Raw genomic sequence first — 20,759 nt, 5'->3', positions numbered from 1 at the left:
GATGGACCCCGACCTCGTGTCCTGGCAGAGTGGCCGCCGTCCGCACATGATCCATGGGGGGTTCGGGTGGGTTCGCGCAGGCTGCTGTCGTTGTCGGACGCGTTGGTACTGCTCGGCGCGGATCCGCCGCGCCTCGCGGCGCTCGACCGGTCGCTCGGCGGGGTGCTGGCCGTGGCGACGGGTGGCGTGAGCGACGGATTCCTCCGTATCGCGGACGCGCGGGGCCGGATCCTGGGGCTCGGCCGTGACGCGGTGCGCGGGGTCGGGGCGCGGCTCGGGGCGGCGGACGGGCGGGTGGAGCGGGGTGAGTTGCTGCGGGCCGCGCACACGGTCGTCGTGGTCCTCGGCTGGTTCGAGGCGCTCGCGGAGCAGGACCTTCCGTTCTCCCTCGACGCGGTGCGCATCACCCGTGGCGACCAGTTGTCGCTGGTCGGGGCCGGGGAGCCGGACGCCGGATTCGCGCGGGCCCTCGCCGCGGTGGACGCGCCGTTCCCGGCACCGCACCTCGCGCCGGAGGACGTGGCGCGAGAACTCCTCGGCTGGTACACGGCTCTGTCCGGGCGCTTCCTGCGGTTCGTGGCGGGCCTCGCGGTGTGGGACACGCTCACACCGGCGGGGCGGGACGCGGCGGAGCGGGCCCTGACGGGTGCGCTGCCTGGTGCGGCATGCGTCCACTACGACAGCCTGTACGCCCAACTAGCCCAGCAGGCGCCTGAGTTCGGGTTCTGGGCGACGCTGACCGAGCACCGGGCGACGCGGGCCGGTGTGCAGCGGGCCCTCGCGGGAATCGAGTCGCTGCTGGCCGGTACGGCGTCGCACGCGCGGCCGCCCGTGGATGTCGCCGCCGCCCTGGCCCGCTCCCACGAGGCGGCGCTCTCCCGTCCGGTCCTTGACGCGGCGTCGGCGCCCGACGGCATCCGCGTGCCGGCCCTGGAGGAGATGTATCTGGATCCGGACTTCCGGGTACGGCCGGTGGCCGGGCAGCACGGGCCGGCGGACGAGGCGTGGTGGGAACGGGCCCCGGTGCGCGAGGACCTGACCCGGTATCTCGCCGGGGCGCTGACCTCGGCGGGGCAGGAGCGGACTCCGCTGCTGGTGCTCGGGCAGCCCGGCGCGGGCAAGTCCGTCCTGACCCGGGTGCTCGCGGCGCGGCTCCCCGCGGCCGGGTTCCTGCCGGTGCGGGTGCCGCTGCGCGACGTGCGCGCCGAGGACGATCTCCAGGAGCAGATCGAGCAGGCGGTGCGGGCCGCGACCGGCGAGCGCGTCACGTGGCCCGAGCTGGTCCGCTCGGCCGGCGGCGCGGTCCCGGTGCTCCTGCTCGACGGGTTCGACGAGTTGCTGCAGACGACCGGGGTGCACCACAACGACTTCCTGGTCCGGGTGGCCCGCTTCCAGGAGCGCGAGGCGGAACAGGGCCGTCCGCTGCTGGCCCTGGTGACCAGCCGCACGTCCGTCGCCGACCGCGCGCGCTACCCCGACGGCATGGTGGCGCTGCGCCTCGAACCGTTCCGCGCCGCGCAGATCCAGCAGTGGCTCGCGGTGTGGAACGACGCCAACGCGGCCGGGTTCACGGCGAGGGGCCTGCGTCCGCTGTCGTGGGAGGTGGTGTCGCGGCACGCGGCACTCACGGCGCAGCCGCTGCTCCTGACGATGCTCGCCCTGTACGACGTGGCGGGCAACGGCCTGCAGCGCGACGGCGGGGAACCGCTGGACGAGGCCGATCTGTACGAGGAGCTCCTCTTCTCCTTCGCGCGCCGTGAAGTCGGCAAGACGAGCGCGGACATGGCGTCCGACGGCCTCCTGCGCGAGCGCGCCGAGCTGGAGATGCAGCGCCTGTCGCTGGTCGCGTTCGCCCAGCTCAACCGCCGCCGCCAGTGGGTCTCGGCGGCCGAGCTCGACGAGGACCTGGCCGCGCTCCTGGGGCGCTCGTCCCCCGGGGCCTCCGGATTCCGCACGCCGCTCGGCGCCGCCGAGGTCGCGCTCGGCCGGTTCTACTTCGTGCAGCGCGCCCAGTCGGTGCGCGACGGCCACGTCCTCGCGACGTACGAGTTCCTGCACGCCACGTTCGGCGAGTATCTGGCGGTGCGGCTCGCGCTGCACGTGCTGAGCGCGCTCGTGCAGAACCGGCCCGCCCTCGCCCTCGGCGACCAGCGCGTGGACGACGACCTGGCGTACGCGCTGCTCTCGTACGCGCCCCTGTCCGGGCGCCAGATGCTGCGGTTCGCCGGCGCGATGGCGGCGCGGATGGAGCCGGGCGAGCGGGAGCGGCTCAGCCGCGTCCTGATCCGCGTGCTCGACCAGCACGAGACCCGCACCGGTGACCAGCACCCCGCCTACCGGCCCGCGACACTGAGGGTCGCGTCGCGGCACGGCCTCTACGGCGCCAATCTCGTCCTGGTCATCCTGCTGCTGACGGGCGGCACCACGGCCGCCGAGCTGTTCCCCGGCTCGGCGAACCCGGTCAGCGCCTGGCACCGCCACGCCCTGTTGTGGCGTTCGGCGCTCAACGAGGAGCAGTGGACGGACTTCGCCCTGTCGATGACCCTGCACCGGTCCTGGGACGCCGACGGCCGCCGCACGCTCGACGTCGCGCCGCGGTACGGCGCGCCCTCTCCGCCGGACCCTGTCGACGCGAACTGGCTCTACCGCTATCCCCGCGGGCACGGCGGGCCCGGCTGGTCCCGGCCCTACTGGGACGAGATCTGGCACAAGATGGAGGTGTCCGGCGGGACGAACGACTCCCTCGTGCGACACGTCATGGACCCGGTGTTCGCGTGGCTGGGCCCTTCCGTGACCACGTTCGTGGCCACGGAAGGGGAGCCGGCCACCTCGCTCGCGCACGACCTGCTGCATCTTCTGCTCAGCGGTGGGGTGGAACTGACCGACGCCGAGCTGGAGTTGACGTACCGCCGGGTGCTGCGCGGCATGGAGGCCCTGCCGGGCAGCCACGTCCATCGCGTCGCCGCGCTGCTCGCCACCGTCGCGGGACGGGACGACGCGCGGCTGCCGGCGGACCTGCGGAGCGAGATCTACTCGTTCACGCGGTAGGTCAGCCCCGCGCCCTGCCGTACACCTCGACCTCCGCCATGTTCAGCTCGACGGGCTTCTCGCTCGCCAGCCACACCCGCACGTAGCGGCCGTGTGCCGTCACCGGGATCGCCGTCGGGCCGCCGGCCTGCGCGGTCTCGTGGTGGGACCACACGCCGGGCTTGGTCAGCTGGTCGGCGAGGGTGCCGGTGAAGGGCTCGTCGGAGACCAGGACGTAGTAGTCCTTGGTGCGGTCCGCGCAGCAGTCGCTGCGGTTGTAGACGTCGACGCGCTCCAGGTCGGCGACGGAGCCGAGGTCGACCTGCCACCAGGGCTGTGCCTCCTTGCCGCTGGTGGTCGAGAAGTTGAAGCGGTCGCCGTCGGCCGCCTTGGCCGCGCCGTACGGGAACGCGCCGTCCGAGCCGTAGTCCGAGCTCTGCTTCGTGTCCTTGTTCAGGGCGAGCTGCCGCAGCGGCTCGAGGCCCTTCGAGGCGTCGTGCAGGTCCTGGACCTGGCTGACGAAGTCGCCGAGGAACGGGTCGGCGATCTTCACGGGTCCGGGCTGGTGGTGCTCGGCCGGGTCGATGGTGATGTGCGAGGCGGCGTCGGCCGCCTTCTCCATCGCGGCGCGCTCGCCGGCCGCCTTGTCCGCGTCATGGGCGTCGATGGCCTTCAGCGCGGCGAGACCGTGCCCGAGGGCCTTGCCCCACAGCGCGGTGGAGTCCAGCCAGGGCCCGGCGTCGTGCAGGAACTGCTGGTCGGGCACGCCGGCACGGAGGACGGCAGGAAGGCGCCCGATGTTCGTCGCGGTCGGAGTGAAGGCGCGGATCGCGGCCGTCGGGTCGCTCTCGTACGCCTTCCAGAACTTCTCGAGCTGCGCGCTGAGGATCGGCGACTGCGGCTGCCACGGCTTGGCGCCGAACGTCGGTGCCATGTGGTTGAGGTCGACGAAGGTCTGTACGGCGTCGGCGACGCGCGGGTCCCCGCCGGCCAGGTGCAGCGCGGACTGACGGGCGGAGCGGGTGCGGTCGTAGCCGCGGTCGTTCCATGAGAAGTCGGACATGGTGAAGACGGCGAGCTTGCTGGCCGCCTCCTGGTTCATCGGGTTGGAGACGAGGCCGCTGAGGTGCTCGGACAGGCCGGGCTCACGCTTGTCGTAGGGGGCGAGCAGGAGGCGTCCCGAGGTCCGGCCGAAGTCGTTGACCGGGTAGTTGTCCCAGACGAACACCTTGCGTCCGAACAGCTCGGACGCCTTCTGCGCCTGGTCGTTGGTGATCTCCGGCGGGACGACGTCCGTGCCGGTCCACATCACCTCGATGTTCTTGTCGAGGTTCCCGCGGAGCTCCTGCTTGTACGCGGTGTCGGTGAGGTCGCCGTACTCGGTGGGCACCATCTGGAGCGGGTTGGCGCCGTCGTGGGTGGCGATGAAGTCCTGCTGGACGGTGTTGAGCAGACCGACCTGGGCCTTCGCGGCGGGGCCGCGCCCCGGGGCGCCGAACTTCTGCTGGTCGGCGTCGCAGTTCCACTTGGTGTAGCTGATGTCGTCGAGCGGCACCGAGAACGAGCGCACGCCCAGGTCGTAGAGCGCCTGGAGCTTCGCGGTGAGGGCCTTCACGTCGGCCGGGTCCGAGTAGCAGACCGAGCCGCCGGGCGACACGGCGAAGGTGAAGCGGACGTGGTTGGCGCGGGCCCGGTCGACGAGCGTGCCGAGCTCGGCGAGCTTGTCCGCCGGGTACGGCTCGCGCCACTTGTCGCGGTGGTACGGGTCGTCCTTGGGCGCGTACACGTAGGTGTTGGACTTGACCTCGCCGAGGAAGTCCATCTGGTCCAGGCGCTCCGCCTTCGTCCAGGGCGGTCCGTAGAAGCCCTCGATGGAGCCGCGCAGCCGCATGGACGGGAAGTCGGAGACGGACGCCCCGGCGATCTTCCCCTTGGCGACGAGCTGCTGGAACGTCTGGGCCGCGTAGAACTGGCCGGTCGCGTCGGTGCCGCCGAGCGCCACGGTGCGTCCCGCCACGCGCACGGCGTAGCCCTCGTCCTGGGTGGGGACGTCGGTGCCGCGCAGCGCCTCGGCCACGTCGGAGCGGGCGGCCGGGCCGAGGAGCACGGTCAGGGGCGCGTGCCCCGACGCCTTGGTACGGACGTCGACGTGGCGGACTCCGTGGGCGCGCAGGGTGGCGGTGAGGAGGTCGCGGGCCGGCTTGTCGGTGGTGTCGTCCACGACGAGTTCGGCGCGCGAAGGGAGGGCGATGTCCGCGCCGGCGCGGGTCATGTGCTGCGGGGTCGGCGAGACGACGGGCAGGGGCCGGTCCGTCGTGTGCGCCGATACGGGCGGCACCGCCGCGGCGGACGCGGCGACGAGCAGCGTGGCGACGGAACAGGCGTGCACGGCTCTTCGGGCTGTCATGGGGCTCTGCCTCCGAGATCGGTGTCTGTGTCGGTCGGTCGAGGGGGGTGGAGTCCAGGGGGGTCAGTCGCGGGTGTGTTCGCGGTACAGGTCGAGTTCGCCGTCGAGTTCGAGGGCGACGACCGTGCACAGGGGGTCGAGCTGGTCGTCGTCGATGTACAGGTACTCCCAGCCGGGGACCTCGCCGAGCCCGCCGACGCGCTCGTGGCGGACGTCCGTGCCCGTCCCGAGGACCCGCGCCGAGCGGACGGTGTTGCGGACGCCGCGCAGGACGACGTACTCGTTGGGCCGGTCGAAGAGGAACAGGTAGAGGGTGCGGCGGTCGGCGGAGAGGGTGGAGGGGCCGTAGAAGTGGCCGTGGGGCAGGCCGCGCACGGTGTCGCGGACGGCGGGCCGGTGTTCGGCGATCCATTCGCCGAGCGCTTCGAGGCGCTCGGCCTGCACGGGCGGGATCGTGCCGTCGGCCTTCGGGCCCACGGCGAGGAGGAGGTTTCCTCCGCCGCCGACGGTCTCGGCGAAGACGCGGACCAGCTGACGGGGCGACTTGTGATGGTCGTCCTGCGGCTGGTAGCCCCACGAGTCGTTGACGGTGAGGCAGAGCTCCCAGGGGCCCTTCGGCGGTTCGACGGGCACGCCCTGCTCGGGCGTCGCGTAGTCGCCGTGTCCGGTGAGGCGTCCGTTGACGACGGTGTGGGGGCTCAACTCCTTGATGAGTGCGGCGAGTTCCGTCATGCGCCACTGTTCGGGGCTGCGCTCCCACTCGCCGTCGAACCAGAGCAGGTCCGGCTGGAAGAGCCCGAGGAGCTCGCGGACCTGGGCGCGGTGGAAGGCGAGGAAGGCGTCCCAGCGCTCCGGGGACTCGTCACCGACGGCGGGCATCGAGTAGGGGTTGCCGCGGTCGGCTGCGTCGTCGGGGGTCTGCCCGTCCGGCCGGACCGTGGCGTAGTCCGGGTGGGACCAGTCGAGGTGCGAGTAGTAGAGGCCGACCTTGAGACCACGGCGGCGCAGCGCGTCCACATAGGGGGTGATGAGGTCGCGTGCGGCCGGGGTGCGCTTGACGACGGACAGGTCGTTGGCCTGTGTGTCCCACAGGGCGACCCCGTCGTGGTGCTTGGCGGTGAGGACCGCGTACGTGGCGCCGGCCTCGACGAACAGGTCGGCCCAGGCGTCGGGGTCCCACTTCTGGGCGTCGAAGCCGTCGAGCTGTGCCATGTAGGTGTCGTACGGGACCTGTCCGTTGAAGAAGGACCAGGACTCGGCGACGCCGTCGACGCTGTAGATCCCCCAGTGCAGGAAGATGCCGAGCTTTCCGTCCGTGAACCAGGGCTGCATCATCGGTAGTTCTCCTCGTCGTAGCTCCAGCAGTGCACCCACTGTCCGTCGTCGAAATGTGTGCGCGGCGGGAACGCCGTGGCGCACACGGGTTTCGCGAGGGGGCAGCGCGGGTGGAAGCGGCAGCCCGTGGGCGGGTCGACCAGGCTCGGCGGCTCGCCGAGGGTCTCCTCGTCGTCGACCACCTCGGGCTCGTCGAGCAGCCCGCCGTCGCGCTCGGGGTCGGGCGCGGACTCCAGGAGGAGCCGGGTGTACGGGTGCCTGGGCTGTTCCACGACGGCGTCGGCGGGCCCCGACTCCACGAGCTGGCCCGCGTAGAGGACCTTGATCTCGTCGGCGAAGTAGCGGGCGCCCGCGATGTCGTGGGTGATGTAGAGGATCGCGAGGCCGTCGTCGTCGCGGAGCGTGCCGAGGAGGTTCAGGATGTCGAGGCGGATCGAAACGTCGAGCATCGAGACGGGCTCGTCGCCGAGGAGGACCTTGGGGCGCGCGGCCAGGGCGCGGGCGATGGCGACGCGCTGGCGCTGGCCGCCGGACAGCTCGTGCGGGAACTTGTCGATGAACTGGTCGGCGGGGGTGAGGTTGACGCGGTTCAGGAGGTCGAGGATCTGCTGTTCGAGCTCCGCGCGCCCGGAGGCGTGGCCGTGCAGCTGGAGGGGGCGGCTGAGGATGTAGCGCAGGCGGTGCACGGGGCTGAGCGAGGAGAAGGGGTCCTGGAAGATCATCTGGACCTGGCGGTAGTACGCGCGTTTGCCGCGGGCCGTGCGGGCCTGCTTGACGGGTGCGCCGTCGAGGCGGATCTCGCCCTCGGTGGGCGGGTAGGCGAGGGCGAGCATGCGGGCGAGCGTGGACTTGCCGCTGCCGCTCTCGCCGACGAGTGCGGTGATGCGGCCGGCGTGCAGGGCGAGGCTGGTCGGCTCGACGGCGTGCACCTCCTTGCCGTGCCCGCCGGGCCCGTGCAGCGGGAACCTCTTGACGACGTCGCGTGCTTCGAGGACGGGTTCAGCGGGTGCGGGCATGGTGGTCCTCCTCGCCGCGTACGGTCTGGTGCAGATGGCAGGCGGCCTCGCCGGCGCCGAGGGCGAGGAGCTGCGGGGTCGCCTTGTCGCAGGGTTCGAAGCGGCGGGCGCAGCGCGGGTGGAAGGCGCATCCTGTGGGCAGGGCGCGCAGTCCGGGCGGGGAGCCGGGGATGCCGGTGATCTCGCGGCGCGGCCCGTGCAGGGGCGGGAAGGCGCCGCGGAGTGCCTCGGTGTACGGGTGCTGCGGGTCGGTGTAGAGCTGCCGCGCGGGTCCCGTCTCCACGACCTTGCCCGCGTACATGACGGCGATCCGGTCGGCGATCTCGATGAGCAGGGACAGGTCGTGCGTGATGAACACGACGGAGAACCCCAACTCACGCTTGAGTCGGGACACTTGGCGCAGGATCTGGCGCTGCATCACCACGTCGACGGCGGTGGTCGGCTCGTCCATGACGACGAGGTCGGGCTCGCACGCGAGGGCGAGGGCGATCGTGGCGCGCTGGCGCATGCCGCCGGACAGTTCGTGGGCGTACGAGCGCAGCCGGTCGGCGGGGATGCCGACCATGGAGAGCAGTTCTCCCGCCCGCTCCCAGGCCTCGCGCCTGGACAGGCGACCGTGGCGGCGGAGGACGTCGGCGAACTGGTTGCCCAGGCGCAGGACGGGGTTGAGGGCGTTCATCGCACTCTGGAAGACGACCGCGATGTTCTCCCAGCGCAGCTCCGACAGTTGACGTTCGGTCAGGCTCAGGACGTCGATGCTCTGGGTGCCGTCGTGGCCGTGGAAGACGACCGAGCCGGCGGTCGTGACGGCCGGGGGCCGCTGCAGCCGGGTGATGGCGGTGACGAGGGTGGACTTGCCGCAGCCGCTCTCCCCGACGATGCCGAGGGTCTCGCCGCGGAGCAGGTCGAGGTCGACGCCGCTCACGGCGTGTACGGGGTCCGCCTTGTCGAAGTAGTCGACGTGGAGGCCACGGACGGTGAGCAGGGGGGTGCGGTCCTCGCTTCGACGAACCGTGTCCTGCTTCGAGATCGATGAGTGCTGTGTGCCGCTGCTGTTCATGACGCGGCCTCCTGGACGGGCGCGGGCTTCCCGGCCGTGGCCTCGGCCGCGGAGCCGCCGGCGGCCGCGTGCAGCCGGGCGGCGCGGGCCCGGGCGCGTACCTCCTTGGAGGGCTTGCGGAGCCGGGGATTGGATATTTCGTCGATTCCGAAGTTGATCAGGCCCGCGGCGACCCCGATCAGGGCGATGCACGCGCCCGGTGGCACGAACCACCACCAGGCGCCCCGGGTCAGGGCAGCTCCGTTCTGCGCCCAGTAGAGCATCGAGCCCCAGCTCGTGATGTTGATGTTGCCGAGCCCCATGAAGGAGAGGCCGGCGTCCGCGAACATCGAGCCGACGACCGCGCCCAGGAAGCTCACGGAGATGATCGGCGCGAGGGAGGGGATCAGTTCGCGGGTGATGACGCCCCACCTGCTCTCCCCCGTCATCTCGGCCGCGGACACGAAGTCCCGGTGGCGGAGCGACAGGGTCTGCGCCCGCTTCTGCCGCGCACCCCACGGCCAGGCCGTGAGCCCGATGACCAGGGCCACGGTGAGCCAGCCGCCGCGCCCCTGTACATAGCTCGCCACGATGATCAGCAGCGGCATGCCGGGGATGACGAGGCAGACGTTGGTGGCGGCGGTCAGGAAGGAGTCGGCCCGCCCGCCGAGATAACCCCCCGCGACCCCGACGAGGACGGAGAGCGTGGTGGTGATGACGCCGGCCACGAGCCCGACGAGCAGCGAGATCCTGCTGCCGACGACGAGCTGCGCGAAGACGTCCTCGCCGGTGGCCGTGGTCCCCAACAGGTGTTTGGCGGAGGGGAGTTCCATGGCCTGCGAGGTGTCGACGTCGCTGGGCGAGAGGCCCATCACGTTCTGCACGACGAACGGGCCGAGCAGGGCGAGGAGCGCGAAGAAGACGAAGATCGCGATCCCGACGCGGACCTTGGGGTTCGGGGGCAGCTTCAGGCGGCGCAGGCTGAGTTCTCTGCGGACCAACGCACTCATGAGCGGGTCTCCCTCGCACGCGGGTCGATGAGCCCGTACACGGAGTCCGCGACGAAGTTCGCGGCGAGGACGGAGAGCGAGACGATCAGGAACAGCGCCTGCATCAACGGGTAGTCGACACTGGAGACCGCCTGGTAGAGGAGGTATCCGACGCCCGGGTAGGCGAAGACGATCTCCACGAGGAGTTGCCCGCTGACGACGGTCCCGATGGTGAGCGCGAACCCGGCGACGCTCGGCAGGACGGCGTTGCGGGCGGCGTACTGGAACATCACGCGTGCCTTGGACAGTCCCTTGGCGCGGGCGAGCAGCACATAGTCCTCGGAGACGGTCGTGACCATCATGTTCCGCATGCCGACGAGCCAGCCCCCCACCGATGCCATCACCATCGTGAGCGCCGGAAGGATGCCGTGCTGCAGGACGCTGGCCAGGAACGGACCGTTGAAGCCGGGCAGCATGTCGCCGTCGTACCCGCCGCTGGTCGGCAGCCAGCTGAGCTGCACCCCGAAGACGAGGACGAGGATGAGGGCGACCCAGAAGAACGGCAGCGACCCCATGAACATGGACGCGGGCGTCATGAACGAGTCGAAACGCGACCCCACGCGGGAGCCCGACACGACTCCGGCGGCGGTGCCGAGGACGAAGGACAGGACGGAGGTGAGACCCACCAGGCCGACCGTCCAGGGCAGTCCGGTGCGGATCACTTCCCACACGGGTGTGGGGTAATAGGCCACGGATATCCCGAAGTTGAAGTGCAGGACCTGGTTCAGATAGGTGACGTACTGGTCCCAGAGCGGCTCCCCGGGCGTCCCGAACAGCCGGTAGATGGCGTGCACCTGGTCGCCGGACAGCGTCTGCTTCTGCTGCATCTGCGCGATGAGCGCGGAGGCGGGGTCGCCCGGCATCAGGCGTGGGATGAGGAAGTTGAGGGTGATGGCCAGCGCGGCGGCCACGGCGTAGAAGCCCAGTCGCCGCAGGAAGTACCGGGCGGTGCCGAGTCTGACGCTCCTGAGGCGGCGGCCGGGCCGGGGCGCGACGACGGTGGCGTCCACCGGGCCGAGGGCGGGAACGGTCATGGCGCCATCAGCCCTTCACGGGGCGCAGGTTGAGCAGGATGCTCATGGCGTCGATCCCGCCGGCCCAGGGAGCGGGCTGCGCGTACGGGTTCTTCGCGGTCGGCCAGCCGGTCCAGTTCCTGCTGTTGTACTCGCTGGAGACACCGATGGTGATCAGCGGAGCGGCGGGCACGTCGTCGACCATCATTCCCTCGAGTTCGGCGGAGATCTTCTTGATCTCGGCCGGGTCGCCGGTCTCGCCCATCTCCTTGATGAGCGCGTCGGCCTTCGCGCTCTTGTAGTGGCCGTAGTTGGTCCACACGCCCGCGTTGCCGCTCCAGAGCATGTCCTTGAAGTAGTTGTACGGGGTGGAGTAGTAGACCGCGCCGCCGATCAGGACGTCGAAGTCGCCCTTCTTGCGCTTGACGTCGAGCTGCGAGGCGTCGGTCGGCTTGACCGACACGTTCACACCGGCCTTCTCCAGCTGGCTGGCCACGACCTTGTCGAACTGGACGGCGTCGCCCCAGGTGGAGACCTCGATGATGGTGAAGGAGAGCTGCTTGCCGCTGCCGTCGACCAGCTTGCCGTCCTTCTTGGTGTAACCGGCCTTCTCGAACTCGGCCAGGGACTTGGCGAGTTCGGCCCTGGGCTGCTCGGCGTCCTGGTACTTGGCGTCGATCCACTTGCCCTGCGTCTTGGCGTCCAGGCCGGTCAGGTTGAGCGTGTTGAACATGCCCGGGTTGGTGATGTCGAGCAGCTGGGTGCGGTCGACGGCCAGGGAGAGGGCCCGGCGCACATGCACATCGGTGAACGGCTTCTTCGTGTGGTTGAAGAACATGTACTGCCCGCCATAGGTGGGGTACCAGGCGTGGTGGTTCTTCGGGTCCTTGGAGATGTACTGCTTCCGCACGTCGGGCACGACCCCGCCGCTCCACTCCAGCTCGCCGCTGAGGAGCTTGGGCACCTCGGCGGCCTGGGTGATGACGGGCGCCTTGACCGTCTTGACCGGGATGTTCTTCTGCTTCCAGTAGTTGTCGCGGGCCTGGAAGGTGAGCTGCTGGGCGCTGTACTGCCTGAGCTTGTACGGGCCCGAGCCGACCGGGTTCGGGTTGGTGTAGGTCTTGCCGTTCCTGCCCTGCCACTCCTTCTTCGGTACAGGGGTGATCCCGCCGATGGAGTCGAGCTTCGAGTAGGCCGGCTTGTCGAAGGTGATCTCGAGCGTGTGGTCGTCGGCCGCCGTCGCCTTCTTGTAGTCGAAGGCCCAGCTCGGAGGCAGCTTGTTGTCCCGTACGTAGTCCATGGTGAAGACCACGTCGGCGGCGGTGAGCTTGGAGCCGTCCGACCAGTTGGCGCGCTTGTCGAGGTCGATGGTGATCTTCTTGCCGCCGTCGGACCACGTGTACTTGGTGCCGAGCCACGGCTTGAACTCGCCGCCCTTGAGGATGTTGAAGTCGAAGAGCGCCTCGTACTGGAAGCCGAAGGTGCCCTGCGTCGCCGCCAGGGAGAACGGGTTGAAGTTCCGGGTGATGGTGGTACCCGAGAAGCCCAGGTTCGCGGTGAGGGACGAGGCGCCCGCCCCTCCGGACGCCGCGGGGCCGGCCGAGCAGCCGGTCGCGGCGAGGGCGAGGGTGAGGGCAGCGAGGGTGCCGGTTCTGATCGCGTGGGTGCGGGGACGGCGCGTGGGGGTGGTGACATGCGTGCGGGCAGTGGCGTTCATGGGGACCTGAAACCTCCGGGACGAGGGGTCGACATCGTTGTCCGAGCGCGTTGCGTGTGGGGGGCGGCGCAATCGGTGGGTCCGGTTCAGGGCGACGCGGCGGTGGTGCTGCCGCGTCGTTCGAGATGGGGCAGTTCGTCCTCGACGCGCAGGGCCGGTCCGCCGTCGAGCAGGGCGAGCAGCTCCTGCGCGGCCCGGCGGCCGAACGCCGTCGTGTCGCGGACGAGCGCGGTCAGCGCGGGGTGCGTGGTACGGCACAGGACGGAGTCGTCCCAGGCCACGAGGGAGAGGCGGTCCGGTACGGGGATGCCGCGCCCGGCGGCGACGGCGAGTCCGGCGACGGCCAGGACGTCGCTGTCGTAGACGATCGCCGTCGGCGGAGTGTCGGAGTCGAGGACCCGGCGGGTGGCCTCGGCGCCCTCGGTGTCCGAGTAGTCCGTGGTGATCGACCGGACGTCGGTGAGGCCGCGCCGCTCCGCCTCCGTGCGCAGCGACTGGATGCGGCGCTGCGTGTGGGCGAGTTCGGGCAGGCCCGCGATGTGCACGATCCTGCGGTGTCCGAGACCGTGCAGGTGGCTCACGATGGACGCCATGGCGCGGGCGTCGTCGGCCCACAGGTTGGAGATGCCGGGGTGTCCGGTGCCGTCGTCGCCTGGCGGCAGGGAGCCGATGACGACGGCGGGCAGGCCGAGTTCGTCCAGGAGCGGCGGCCGGGGGTCGTCCGCCCGCGGGTCGACGACGAGGACGCCGTCCACGCGGCGCTCCGCCCACCAGCGCCGGTACGCGTCGCACTCCGCGGACAGGTCCTCGACCACCTGGAAGAGCAGGCCGAGGCGCCGCCTGGCGAGGACCTCCTGGATGCCGGAGACGAGCTGCAGGAAGAACGACTCGACGCCGAGCGTGCTGGCCGGGCGGGCCAGCACGAGGCCGACCGTGGCCGCGCCCTCGCCCGACAGGGCGCGCGCCGCGGCGCTGGGCCGCCAGCCCAGCTGGTCGGCGACGCGGCGGACCCGGTCCCGGGTGGCTTCCGAGACACCGGGCCTGCCGTTGAGCGCGAAGGAGACCGCGCTCTCGGACACGCCCGAGCGCAGCGCGATGTCCTTGATGGTGGGGCGTCTGGCGGGGGTACGCCGCATGGCTTGGCTCCTGGATCCGCTTCGCCGGACGGTTCGCACGGCTGGCTAAAGCGCTTGAGTTCGGTGGAGACTAAAGCGCTAAAGCCGCATCGGCAAGAGGGCTCGTAAAAATCTCCTGGAACTGCGCAAAGGGTGGATGCGAGCAAGGAGTTGAGGGCAGACTGCCCGGGATTCGATTCCGATAGCCGGGAGTCCGCGATGCGTTTCGGCGCCAACTACACGCCCAGCCAGGGGTGGTTCCACCACTGGCTCGACTTCGACCTCGACGCCGTGCGCGCGGACCTGGACGCGATCGCCGCTCTGGGCCTCGACCATGTGCGCGTGTTCCCGCTGTGGCCCGTCTTCCAGCCCAATCGCTCCCTGATCAGACCGCGGGCGGTCGAGCAGCTGGTGGCGCTCGCGGACGCGGCCGGCGAGCGCGGCCTCGACGTCAACGTGGACGGGCTCCAGGGGCACCTGTCGAGTTTCGACTTCCTGCCCGCCTGGACGCAGACCTGGCACCGCCGCAATATCTTCACCGATTCGGACGTCGTCTCGGCCCAGGAGGACTATCTCCGGACGCTCGCCTCCGCGCTCGCCGACCGTCCGAACTTCCTGGGAATGACGATCGGCAACGAGATCGCCCAGTTCGCGGCGGGCCCTCCGCATCCGGATCCGGACCGCATCACCCCCGAGCAGGCAGGGAGTTGGCTGGAGCGGGTGCTCGCCGCATGCGAGGAGGGCGCGCCGGGGCTGCCGCATCTGCACGCCGAGTACGACGCCTCCTGGTACCAGGACGACCAGCCGTTCACCCCGGCGCACGCGGCGCGGCTCGGCGCGATGACGGCGGTGCACTCCTGGGTGTTCAACGGCACGGCGCAGCGCCACGGCCGCAGCGGCCCGGCGACCTCCGGGCATGCCGCGTATCTGGTCGAGCTGTCGAAGGCGTGGGCGCTGGACCCGCGGCGGCCGGTGTGGCTCCAGGAGGTGGGCGCGCCGCAGCCGCTGATCCCGGCCGAGCACGCGGCCGAGTTCACGGAGGCCACGGTCGAGGCCGCCCTGGACTGCCCGGATCTGTGGGGCGTCACGTGGTGGTGCTCGCACGACGTCAGCCGAGACCTCGCCGATTTCCCCGAACTCGAGTACTCCCTGGGCCTGTTGACGAACGACAGCGAGGTGAAACCGGTCGGCAGGTCCGTGGCCGCGTTCGCCGCCCAGTGGCGGGGGCGCGAGCACGCGCCGGCTCCACGCACGACGGCCCTGGTCGTGGACGCCGGCGACGAGGACCGGGCCCCGCACCGCTCGGTGTGCGCGCCGGGCGGTCCCGTCTTCGAGGCGTTCACGCGTCTGACGGCGGACGGGGCGCGTCCGACGACGGTCCTGGCGGGCCTCGCGGACGACGCGGGGCATCTCGCGGCGCGCGGGATCACCGAGGTCGTGACGGTTGACAACGTTGCCTGATCCCCGCACCTGTCCCTGAACTCGCCCTCGCCCCACCGGAGTTGACTCATGGATGACGACCGCTCCCCCGTGCGCCCGTACATGCACGGCTACGACGCCGCCGCGCTCAAGAGCTGGAGCCCCGGGACCGACCGCTGGGCGCGCCACTTCCGCTCGCGCGTCCCGCTCGCGCCGCGCATCGCCCCGTTCCCCGCCACGCAGGCGCACCCGGACCTGGCGACGGGCCCGCGGCTCATGAACCTGACCTACGACTACGACGACGCCTTCTTCACGGCCCGCAAGTACGGCGACGCGTTCGCGCGCCGTCTCCTGCGCTTTTGGCAGTACTCCGACTTCTACGGCTCCTGGCACGGGCTGCCCGTCGACGGCTCGCCCGCGGACGACCCCGCGCACGGCCTGGTCAACCTGCCCAACCCCGCCTACACGGACGCGGCCCACCGCAACGGCGTGCGCAGTCTGGGCTGCTGGTTCTGGCCGCGCTCCGGCGACTTCGAGGAGTATCTGGAGCAGCGCGCCGACGGCTCGTTCCCCGTGGCGGACAAGCTGATCGAGATGGCCGCGTACTTCGGCTTCGACGGCTACTTCATCAATCACGAGGCCGAGACGCCGCCCGGCCACGCGGCGCGGCTCCACGACCTGCTGCGCTCACTGCGGGAGCGCGCCCCGGAGGGGTTCCACCTCCAGTGGTACGACACGATCACGCCGGACGGGCACCTCGACTACCTCAACCACCTCAGCGCGGACAACGCCCCCTGGCTCGACGTGTCCGACAGCTTCTTCGCGAACTACTGGATGACACCCGAGGGCGTCGAGACGTCACGTGCGACGGCCCTGAAGCTGGGCCGCGACCCCTATGCGACGGTCTTCCACGGCACGGAGAACGAGCAGTTCGGCTTCGACCCCGAGTACGACCCGCGGCTGCTGTTCCCGCCAGGGAAAGCGGCGCGCACGAGCTGGGCGCTGTTCGGCTCGCACTTCGTGAAGGAGCTGGCCCCTCGCCACGACGACCCGGACGCCCAGGACGAGGTGTTCCGGCGCGAGCGCCGCTACTGGTCGGGGCCGCACGAGGACCCCACCCGCAGCGGCCGCCTCCTCCCCCACGACCGGCGGACGCCGCGCGACCGGGACGACCACCGGGCGTGGGACGGCGTGGCGCACCACATCACCGAGCGGTCGGTCATCGGCTCGTTCCCGTTCGTCACCCGCTTCAACACCGGTCACGGACGCGCCTTCTTCCTCGACGGACGGCGGGCCTCGGACGGCGACTGGCACAACGCCTCCGTCCAGGACGTGCTGCCGACCTGGCAGTTCTGGACGCGCGCGGAGGGTACGGGCGCAGCGGGTACCGGTACGGAGGGGACAGGCGCAGAAGGCACGGGCGCTGAGGGTGCGGGCGCTGCGGGTGCGGGCGCTCCCCTGCCGGTCGACTTCGACCACGAGCTCGCGTACGACGGCGGTTCCTCGCTGCTCATCTCCGGTCCGCTCGGGCCGGACTGCGCTACGACGGTGCGCCTCTACAAGACGGCGCTGGCCGTCACCGGGCCCGAGCGCCTCGCCGTGACCACCCACGGCACGGACGGCGCAGATCTGGAGGTGGGGCTGCTGTTCCAGGACGCGCCCGACACCTTCACCTGGCTCGCGGCCGGGTCGGCGGCCGACTGGCACACGACGACGCACGGCCTCGCCCCCTTCCGTGGACGGACGATCGCGGCCGTCGGCCTGCGCGTGTCGTCCCGCCGGCCGACCCGGTGCGCCATTCGGATCGGTGAACTCGCCCTGCTGGGACCTGAGTTCGCAGCACCCGCCCAGCCCGAGGACTTCAGGGTCGACGAGGTGCTCACGGACGGAGGGACGGCCCACGTCCTCCTGTCCTGGCGCCTCGCCGGGCACGGGGTCCACCACTACGACCTGCTGCGCGACGACGACGGGAGCTGGCTCGGCCGCATCTACGACGACGTGTACTGCCTGAGCCTTCCCGCGCCCGCCGCGTCGGAGACCGTCACGCGGCTGCGGCTCGTGGCGGTCGCGCCGGACGGGTCCCGGAGCGCGTCCGCGACGGCGGAGGTCCACTGGTCCCGTTGAGCGCGCGTTGAGCTCCTGACTGATGCGCCAGTCAGTGGCTCAATACACCGACTGATCTGTATGGATGTGTGGCCGCGTGTTGAGATCTGCTCATCACGCGGCTAGGGTCGTCGACCGTGGAGCACGGAGACGAGAACCGAGACGAGGTCGCCGCCCGGGTGCGGGAGGTGATCACCGCCGCCGGGGTGAGCCAGCGCGAGTTCGCCCGGCGGATCGTCATGGACCCCTCCAAGCTGTCCCGGTCCCTGAGCGGCACGCGCCGCTTCACGGCGGCCGAGCTGGCCCGGATCGCCGACGAGGGGCAGGTGGACGCGGGCCGGCTGCTCGGCGCGCGGCACCGGCCCCCGGCCCGCCCGGCGGGCACCGCCGTCCCGGTCGAGGGCGGCCGCCCCTCGCAGATCGTGCGCGAGACGGTCCGCCTGATCGCCGAGCGCGGCTTCCACGCCGTACGGGTCTCCGACATCGCCGAGGCCTGCGCGACCAGCACGGCCGCCATCCACTACCACTTCCCCGGCCGCGCGGAACTCCTGGAGGCGGCCGTGCGGTGGTGCATGGACGAGGACACCGCCCACCGGGCGGCGCGCACCGCCGACGCGGCGGATCCGGCCGACGAGCTGCGCCAGCTCATCGCGCTCCAGACGCCGCGCACCGCGCAGCAGCGCAGACAGTGGGCGGTCTGGCTGGACCTCTGGGCCGAGGCGGCCCGCTCCACGGCGGTCGGCGGGCTGCACGCCGAGTACTACCGGCAGTGGCGCGAGACCGTCGCCGACGTGGTCCGGCGCGGCGTCGCGCGGGGTTCGTTCAGACCCGTCGACCCGGAGGCGGCAGCGCTCGCGCTCACCGCCCTGATCGACGGACTGGCCACCCAGGTGCTCGCCTCGACTCCCGGCGCCCCCGGCACCGACGCCGAGGCGATGCACACGGCTCTGCTCGCGTACGTCGACGACACCCTGACCGCGCCCGCCCCCCGCTGAACTGACTGTCCCTCACATCCCCCTGCCCCCAACGGCCTTCGGGCCCAAGGAGCGATGTCCGCATGCCCATGAACCAGGACGTCATCATCACCTGCGCCCTCACCGGCGCCGGCGACACCGTCCGCAAGAGCCCTCACGTACCGGTCACCCCCGAGCAGATAGCCCGCTCCGCGGTGGAGGCGGCGGACGCGGGCGCCGCCGAGGTCCACATCCACGTACGCGACCCCGAGACCGGAGCGCCCTCGCGCGACCCGCGGCTGTACCGCGAGGTCGTCGAGCGGATCAAGGAGACCGGTACCGACGTCGTCATCAACCTCACCGCCGGAATGGGCGGTGACCTGGTCGTCGACCCGGACGAGCCGCTGAAGCAGCTGCCGGGCACCGACCTCGTCGGCGGCCTCGAACGGCTGCCGCACGTCGAGGACCTGCTCCCCGACATCTGCACCCTGGACTGCGGCTCCCTCAACTTCGGCGACGGCAGCAACCTCTACGTCTCCACCCCGGACATGCTCCGCGCGGGCGCCCGGCGCATCCAGGAGCTGGGCGTGCGGCCCGAGTTGGAGATCTTCGACACGGGTCACCTCTGGTTCGCCAAGCAGCTGCTCGCCGAGGGCCTGCTCGACGATCCGACCGTGTTCCAGCTCTGCATGGGCATCCCGTGGGGCGCGCCCGCCGACCCGGGCGTCCTCCAGTCGATGGTCAACATGCTGCCTGAGGGCGCGCAGTGGGCGAGCTTCGCGCTGGGCCGGATGCAGATGCCGTGGGTCGCGCAGTCCGTCGTGCTCGGCGGGCACGTCCGCGTCGGCCTGGAGGACAACCTCTATCTCGGCAAGGGCGTCAAGGCCACCAACGCGCAGCTCGTCGAGCGCGCCGTGACGATCGTCGAGGCGATGGGCGCGCGCGTCGCCACCCCGGACGAGGCCCGCCAGAAGCTAGGCCTCAAGCCCCGCGGCCACTCCGTCGCCCAGGAAGGAACCGCCTGATCATGACGTCGACCGAACCCGAGAACGTACGCCGCGTCGCCTGTGTGGGCGCCGGAGTGATCGGCGGCGGCTGGGTCGCCCACTTCCTGGCCCGCGGCTACGACGTCACGGCCTGGGACCCGGCGCCCGACGCGGAGCTGCGGCTGCGCCGTCTCGTCGACGCCGCGTGGCCCGCGCTCACGCAGCTCGGCCTCGCCGACGGGGCGTCCACGAATCGCCTCACGGTGACCGCCACCCTCGAAGAGGCCGTGGCGGACGCCCAGTTCGTGCAGGAGAGCGCCCCGGAGAAGCTGGACCTCAAGCGCGATCTGCTGGCCCGCCTGGACGCGGCGACGCCGCCCGGGGTCGTCATCGCCTCGTCCACGTCGGGCTATCCGATGACGGACATGCAGACGGACGCGGAGGGTGCGGGCCGCCTCGTCGTGGGGCACCCGTTCAACCCGCCGTACCTCATCCCGCTGGTCGAGGTGGTCGGCGGCGAGCGGACCTCGGCGGAGGCGGTGGCGTGGGCCTCCCGCTTCTACGAGGTGGCGGGCAAGTCCGTCATCACGATGGACCGCGAGGTGCCCGGCTTCATCGCCAATCGCCTCCAGGAGGCCCTGTGGCGCGAGGCCCTGCACATGGTCGCCAACGGCGAGGCCACGGTGAAGGAGATCGACGACTCCATCACCGAGGGTCCCGGCCTGCGGTGGGCCTTCATGGGGCCGATGCTGACGTTCGCGCTCGCGGGCGGCGAGGGCGGCATGGCACACATGCTGGACCACTTCGGCCCCTCCCTGAAGTCGCCGTGGACCCGCCTGGAAGCTCCGGAGCTCGACAAGGCGCTGTACGACTCCGTGGTCGCCGGCTGCGACGACGCGGCGGCCGGACGGACCATCGCCGACCTGGTGGCCGAGCGCGACCAGGGCGTCATCGACGTACTGCGCGCGACGGGCCGCCTGCCGGGTGCCCGGAAGGAGGCCGGCAAGTGACGCCGCTGCCCCTGCTGCACCGCACCGTCCGTGCCGAGTGGATCGACTACAACGGTCATATGAGCGAGGCGTTCTACGTCCTCGTCTTCGGGCACGCCACCGACGCGCTGATGATCGAGACGGGCCTGCACTCCGGGTACCGCGAGTCCACCGGCTGCTCCCTGTACACGGTCGAGTCGCACCTGCGCTATCTGCGTGACGTCCCGGAGGGGTCGGCGCTCGCCGTCCGCAGCCGGGTCCTGGGCGCCGCTGCCAAGAAGGCCCGCTTCACCCACGAGATGTACGTCGTCGCGGCCCCGGGCGCGGAACCCGCCGAGGACGCGCAGCCGGTCGCCACGACGGAGCTGCTCGCGGTGCATGTCGACCAGAAGGCGGGGCGCGCGGCGCCGTTCCCCGACGAGGTCCGCGAGCGCTTCACCGAGCTGACCGAACCCGCTCCGGACTGGGCGGGACGGTCCGTCGCGGAGGTGTAGACACGCGGTGAGGTGCCCCGCGCCCGACCCAGGGCGCGGGGCATCGGGGCACCGGCGGCCGCCTGTTACGTGTAAAGATCAGCCAACTGCGCGCGAA

General features: G+C 71.4%; 15 protein-coding genes. 7 read left to right on the top strand and 8 right to left on the bottom strand.

Annotated elements, in window-relative coordinates:
• The first annotated feature begins 90 nt into the window (after positions 1 to 90).
• Complete coding sequence (locus LGI35_RS37335; protein ID WP_227298740.1) at positions 91 to 3,048, top strand: NACHT domain-containing protein; 2,958 nt, start codon at positions 91 to 93, stop codon at positions 3,046 to 3,048.
• A gap of 1 nt (position 3,049) precedes the next feature.
• Here LGI35_RS37335 and LGI35_RS37330 read toward each other — a convergent pair whose 3' ends face one another.
• The 8 genes from LGI35_RS37330 to LGI35_RS37295 form a co-directional block, all read right to left on the bottom strand.
• The gene (locus tag LGI35_RS37330) at positions 3,050 to 5,434 is read right to left on the bottom strand and encodes a beta-N-acetylglucosaminidase domain-containing protein (RefSeq protein WP_227298737.1); all 2,385 of its coding nucleotides are present in this window, start codon (positions 5,432 to 5,434) and stop codon (positions 3,050 to 3,052) included.
• Between the two features lie 63 nt (positions 5,435 to 5,497).
• Positions 5,498 to 6,766, bottom strand: coding sequence for an alpha-L-fucosidase (locus tag LGI35_RS37325; protein ID WP_227300687.1), 1,269 nt, complete (start codon positions 6,764 to 6,766; stop codon positions 5,498 to 5,500).
• On the bottom strand, positions 6,766 to 7,785 hold the full coding sequence (locus LGI35_RS37320) for an ABC transporter ATP-binding protein (protein ID WP_227298734.1): 1,020 nt from the start codon (positions 7,783 to 7,785) through the stop codon (positions 6,766 to 6,768). Before LGI35_RS37320 ends, LGI35_RS37325 begins: the two co-directional genes overlap by 1 nt.
• Positions 7,769 to 8,845, bottom strand: a complete 1,077-nt coding sequence (locus LGI35_RS37315; protein WP_227298733.1) for an ABC transporter ATP-binding protein — start codon at positions 8,843 to 8,845, stop codon at positions 7,769 to 7,771. The genes LGI35_RS37320 and LGI35_RS37315 overlap by 17 nt, the downstream gene beginning before the upstream one ends.
• The gene (locus tag LGI35_RS37310; protein ID WP_227298731.1) at positions 8,842 to 9,834 is read right to left on the bottom strand and encodes an ABC transporter permease; all 993 of its coding nucleotides are present in this window, start codon (positions 9,832 to 9,834) and stop codon (positions 8,842 to 8,844) included. The genes LGI35_RS37315 and LGI35_RS37310 overlap by 4 nt, the downstream gene beginning before the upstream one ends.
• Positions 9,831 to 10,907 carry an ABC transporter permease gene (locus LGI35_RS37305; protein WP_227298729.1) on the bottom strand — a complete coding sequence of 359 codons (1,077 nt, stop codon included), beginning with the start codon at positions 10,905 to 10,907 and terminating at the stop codon, positions 9,831 to 9,833. Before LGI35_RS37305 ends, LGI35_RS37310 begins: the two co-directional genes overlap by 4 nt.
• 7 nt (positions 10,908 to 10,914) lie before the next feature.
• Positions 10,915 to 12,603: an ABC transporter substrate-binding protein gene (locus LGI35_RS37300; RefSeq protein WP_227298727.1), complete on the bottom strand. Its 1,689-nt coding sequence runs from the start codon at positions 12,601 to 12,603 to the stop codon at positions 10,915 to 10,917.
• A gap of 86 nt (positions 12,604 to 12,689) precedes the next feature.
• Entirely contained in the window at positions 12,690 to 13,739 is a 1,050-nt protein-coding gene (locus LGI35_RS37295) for a LacI family DNA-binding transcriptional regulator (RefSeq protein WP_227298725.1), read from the bottom strand.
• A gap of 198 nt (positions 13,740 to 13,937) precedes the next feature.
• Between LGI35_RS37295 and LGI35_RS37290 the strand changes: the two genes are divergently transcribed.
• The 6 genes from LGI35_RS37290 (at position 13,938) to LGI35_RS37265 (ending at position 20,662) form a co-directional block, all read left to right on the top strand.
• Positions 13,938 to 15,179: a glycoside hydrolase 5 family protein gene (locus LGI35_RS37290; protein ID WP_227298724.1), complete on the top strand. Its 1,242-nt coding sequence runs from the start codon at positions 13,938 to 13,940 to the stop codon at positions 15,177 to 15,179.
• 48 nt (positions 15,180 to 15,227) lie between these two features.
• Positions 15,228 to 17,261 (top strand): endo-beta-N-acetylglucosaminidase, encoded by a 2,034-nt coding sequence (locus tag LGI35_RS37285; protein WP_227298722.1) that lies wholly within the window; start codon positions 15,228 to 15,230, stop codon positions 17,259 to 17,261.
• 116 nt (positions 17,262 to 17,377) lie between these two features.
• Positions 17,378 to 18,235 (top strand): TetR/AcrR family transcriptional regulator, encoded by an 858-nt coding sequence (locus LGI35_RS37280; RefSeq protein ID WP_227298721.1) that lies wholly within the window; start codon positions 17,378 to 17,380, stop codon positions 18,233 to 18,235.
• 62 nt (positions 18,236 to 18,297) lie between these two features.
• Positions 18,298 to 19,218 (top strand): beta-keto acid cleavage family enzyme, encoded by a 921-nt coding sequence (locus tag LGI35_RS37275; RefSeq protein WP_227298719.1) that lies wholly within the window; start codon positions 18,298 to 18,300, stop codon positions 19,216 to 19,218.
• 2 nt (positions 19,219 to 19,220) lie between these two features.
• Positions 19,221 to 20,189 carry a 3-hydroxyacyl-CoA dehydrogenase NAD-binding domain-containing protein gene (locus tag LGI35_RS37270; protein WP_227298717.1) on the top strand — a complete coding sequence of 323 codons (969 nt, stop codon included), beginning with the start codon at positions 19,221 to 19,223 and terminating at the stop codon, positions 20,187 to 20,189.
• Positions 20,186 to 20,662 (top strand): thioesterase family protein, encoded by a 477-nt coding sequence (locus LGI35_RS37265; RefSeq protein WP_227298715.1) that lies wholly within the window; start codon positions 20,186 to 20,188, stop codon positions 20,660 to 20,662. The genes LGI35_RS37270 and LGI35_RS37265 overlap by 4 nt, the downstream gene beginning before the upstream one ends.
• Positions 20,663 to 20,759: the final 97 nt, after the last annotated feature.

Source organism: Streptomyces longhuiensis (assembly GCF_020616555.1).
Taxonomy (GTDB): domain Bacteria; phylum Actinomycetota; class Actinomycetes; order Streptomycetales; family Streptomycetaceae; genus Streptomyces; species Streptomyces longhuiensis.
This window is presented reverse-complemented; position numbering and strand designations above follow the sequence as displayed.

Bases quoted from the DNA above. Each gene is read 5' to 3' on its own strand.
- LGI35_RS37305 (WP_227298729.1), bottom strand. From the start codon at position 10,907: ATGACCGTTCCCGCCCTCGGCCCGGTGGACGCCACCGTCGTCGCGCCC.
- LGI35_RS37310 (WP_227298731.1), bottom strand. From the start codon at position 9,834: ATGAGTGCGTTGGTCCGCAGAGAACTCAGCCTGCGCCGCCTGAAGCTG.
- LGI35_RS37270 (WP_227298717.1), top strand. From the start codon at position 19,221: ATGACGTCGACCGAACCCGAGAACGTACGCCGCGTCGCCTGTGTGGGC.
- LGI35_RS37320 (WP_227298734.1), bottom strand. From the start codon at position 7,785: ATGCCCGCACCCGCTGAACCCGTCCTCGAAGCACGCGACGTCGTCAAG.
- LGI35_RS37285 (WP_227298722.1), top strand. From the start codon at position 15,228: ATGGATGACGACCGCTCCCCCGTGCGCCCGTACATGCACGGCTACGAC.
- LGI35_RS37330 (WP_227298737.1), bottom strand. From the start codon at position 5,434: ATGACAGCCCGAAGAGCCGTGCACGCCTGTTCCGTCGCCACGCTGCTC.
- LGI35_RS37290 (WP_227298724.1), top strand. From the start codon at position 13,938: ATGCGTTTCGGCGCCAACTACACGCCCAGCCAGGGGTGGTTCCACCAC.
- LGI35_RS37325 (WP_227300687.1), bottom strand. From the start codon at position 6,766: ATGCAGCCCTGGTTCACGGACGGAAAGCTCGGCATCTTCCTGCACTGG.
- LGI35_RS37295 (WP_227298725.1), bottom strand. From the start codon at position 13,739: ATGCGGCGTACCCCCGCCAGACGCCCCACCATCAAGGACATCGCGCTG.
- LGI35_RS37275 (WP_227298719.1), top strand. From the start codon at position 18,298: ATGCCCATGAACCAGGACGTCATCATCACCTGCGCCCTCACCGGCGCC.
- LGI35_RS37315 (WP_227298733.1), bottom strand. From the start codon at position 8,845: ATGAACAGCAGCGGCACACAGCACTCATCGATCTCGAAGCAGGACACG.
- LGI35_RS37300 (WP_227298727.1), bottom strand. From the start codon at position 12,603: ATGAACGCCACTGCCCGCACGCATGTCACCACCCCCACGCGCCGTCCC.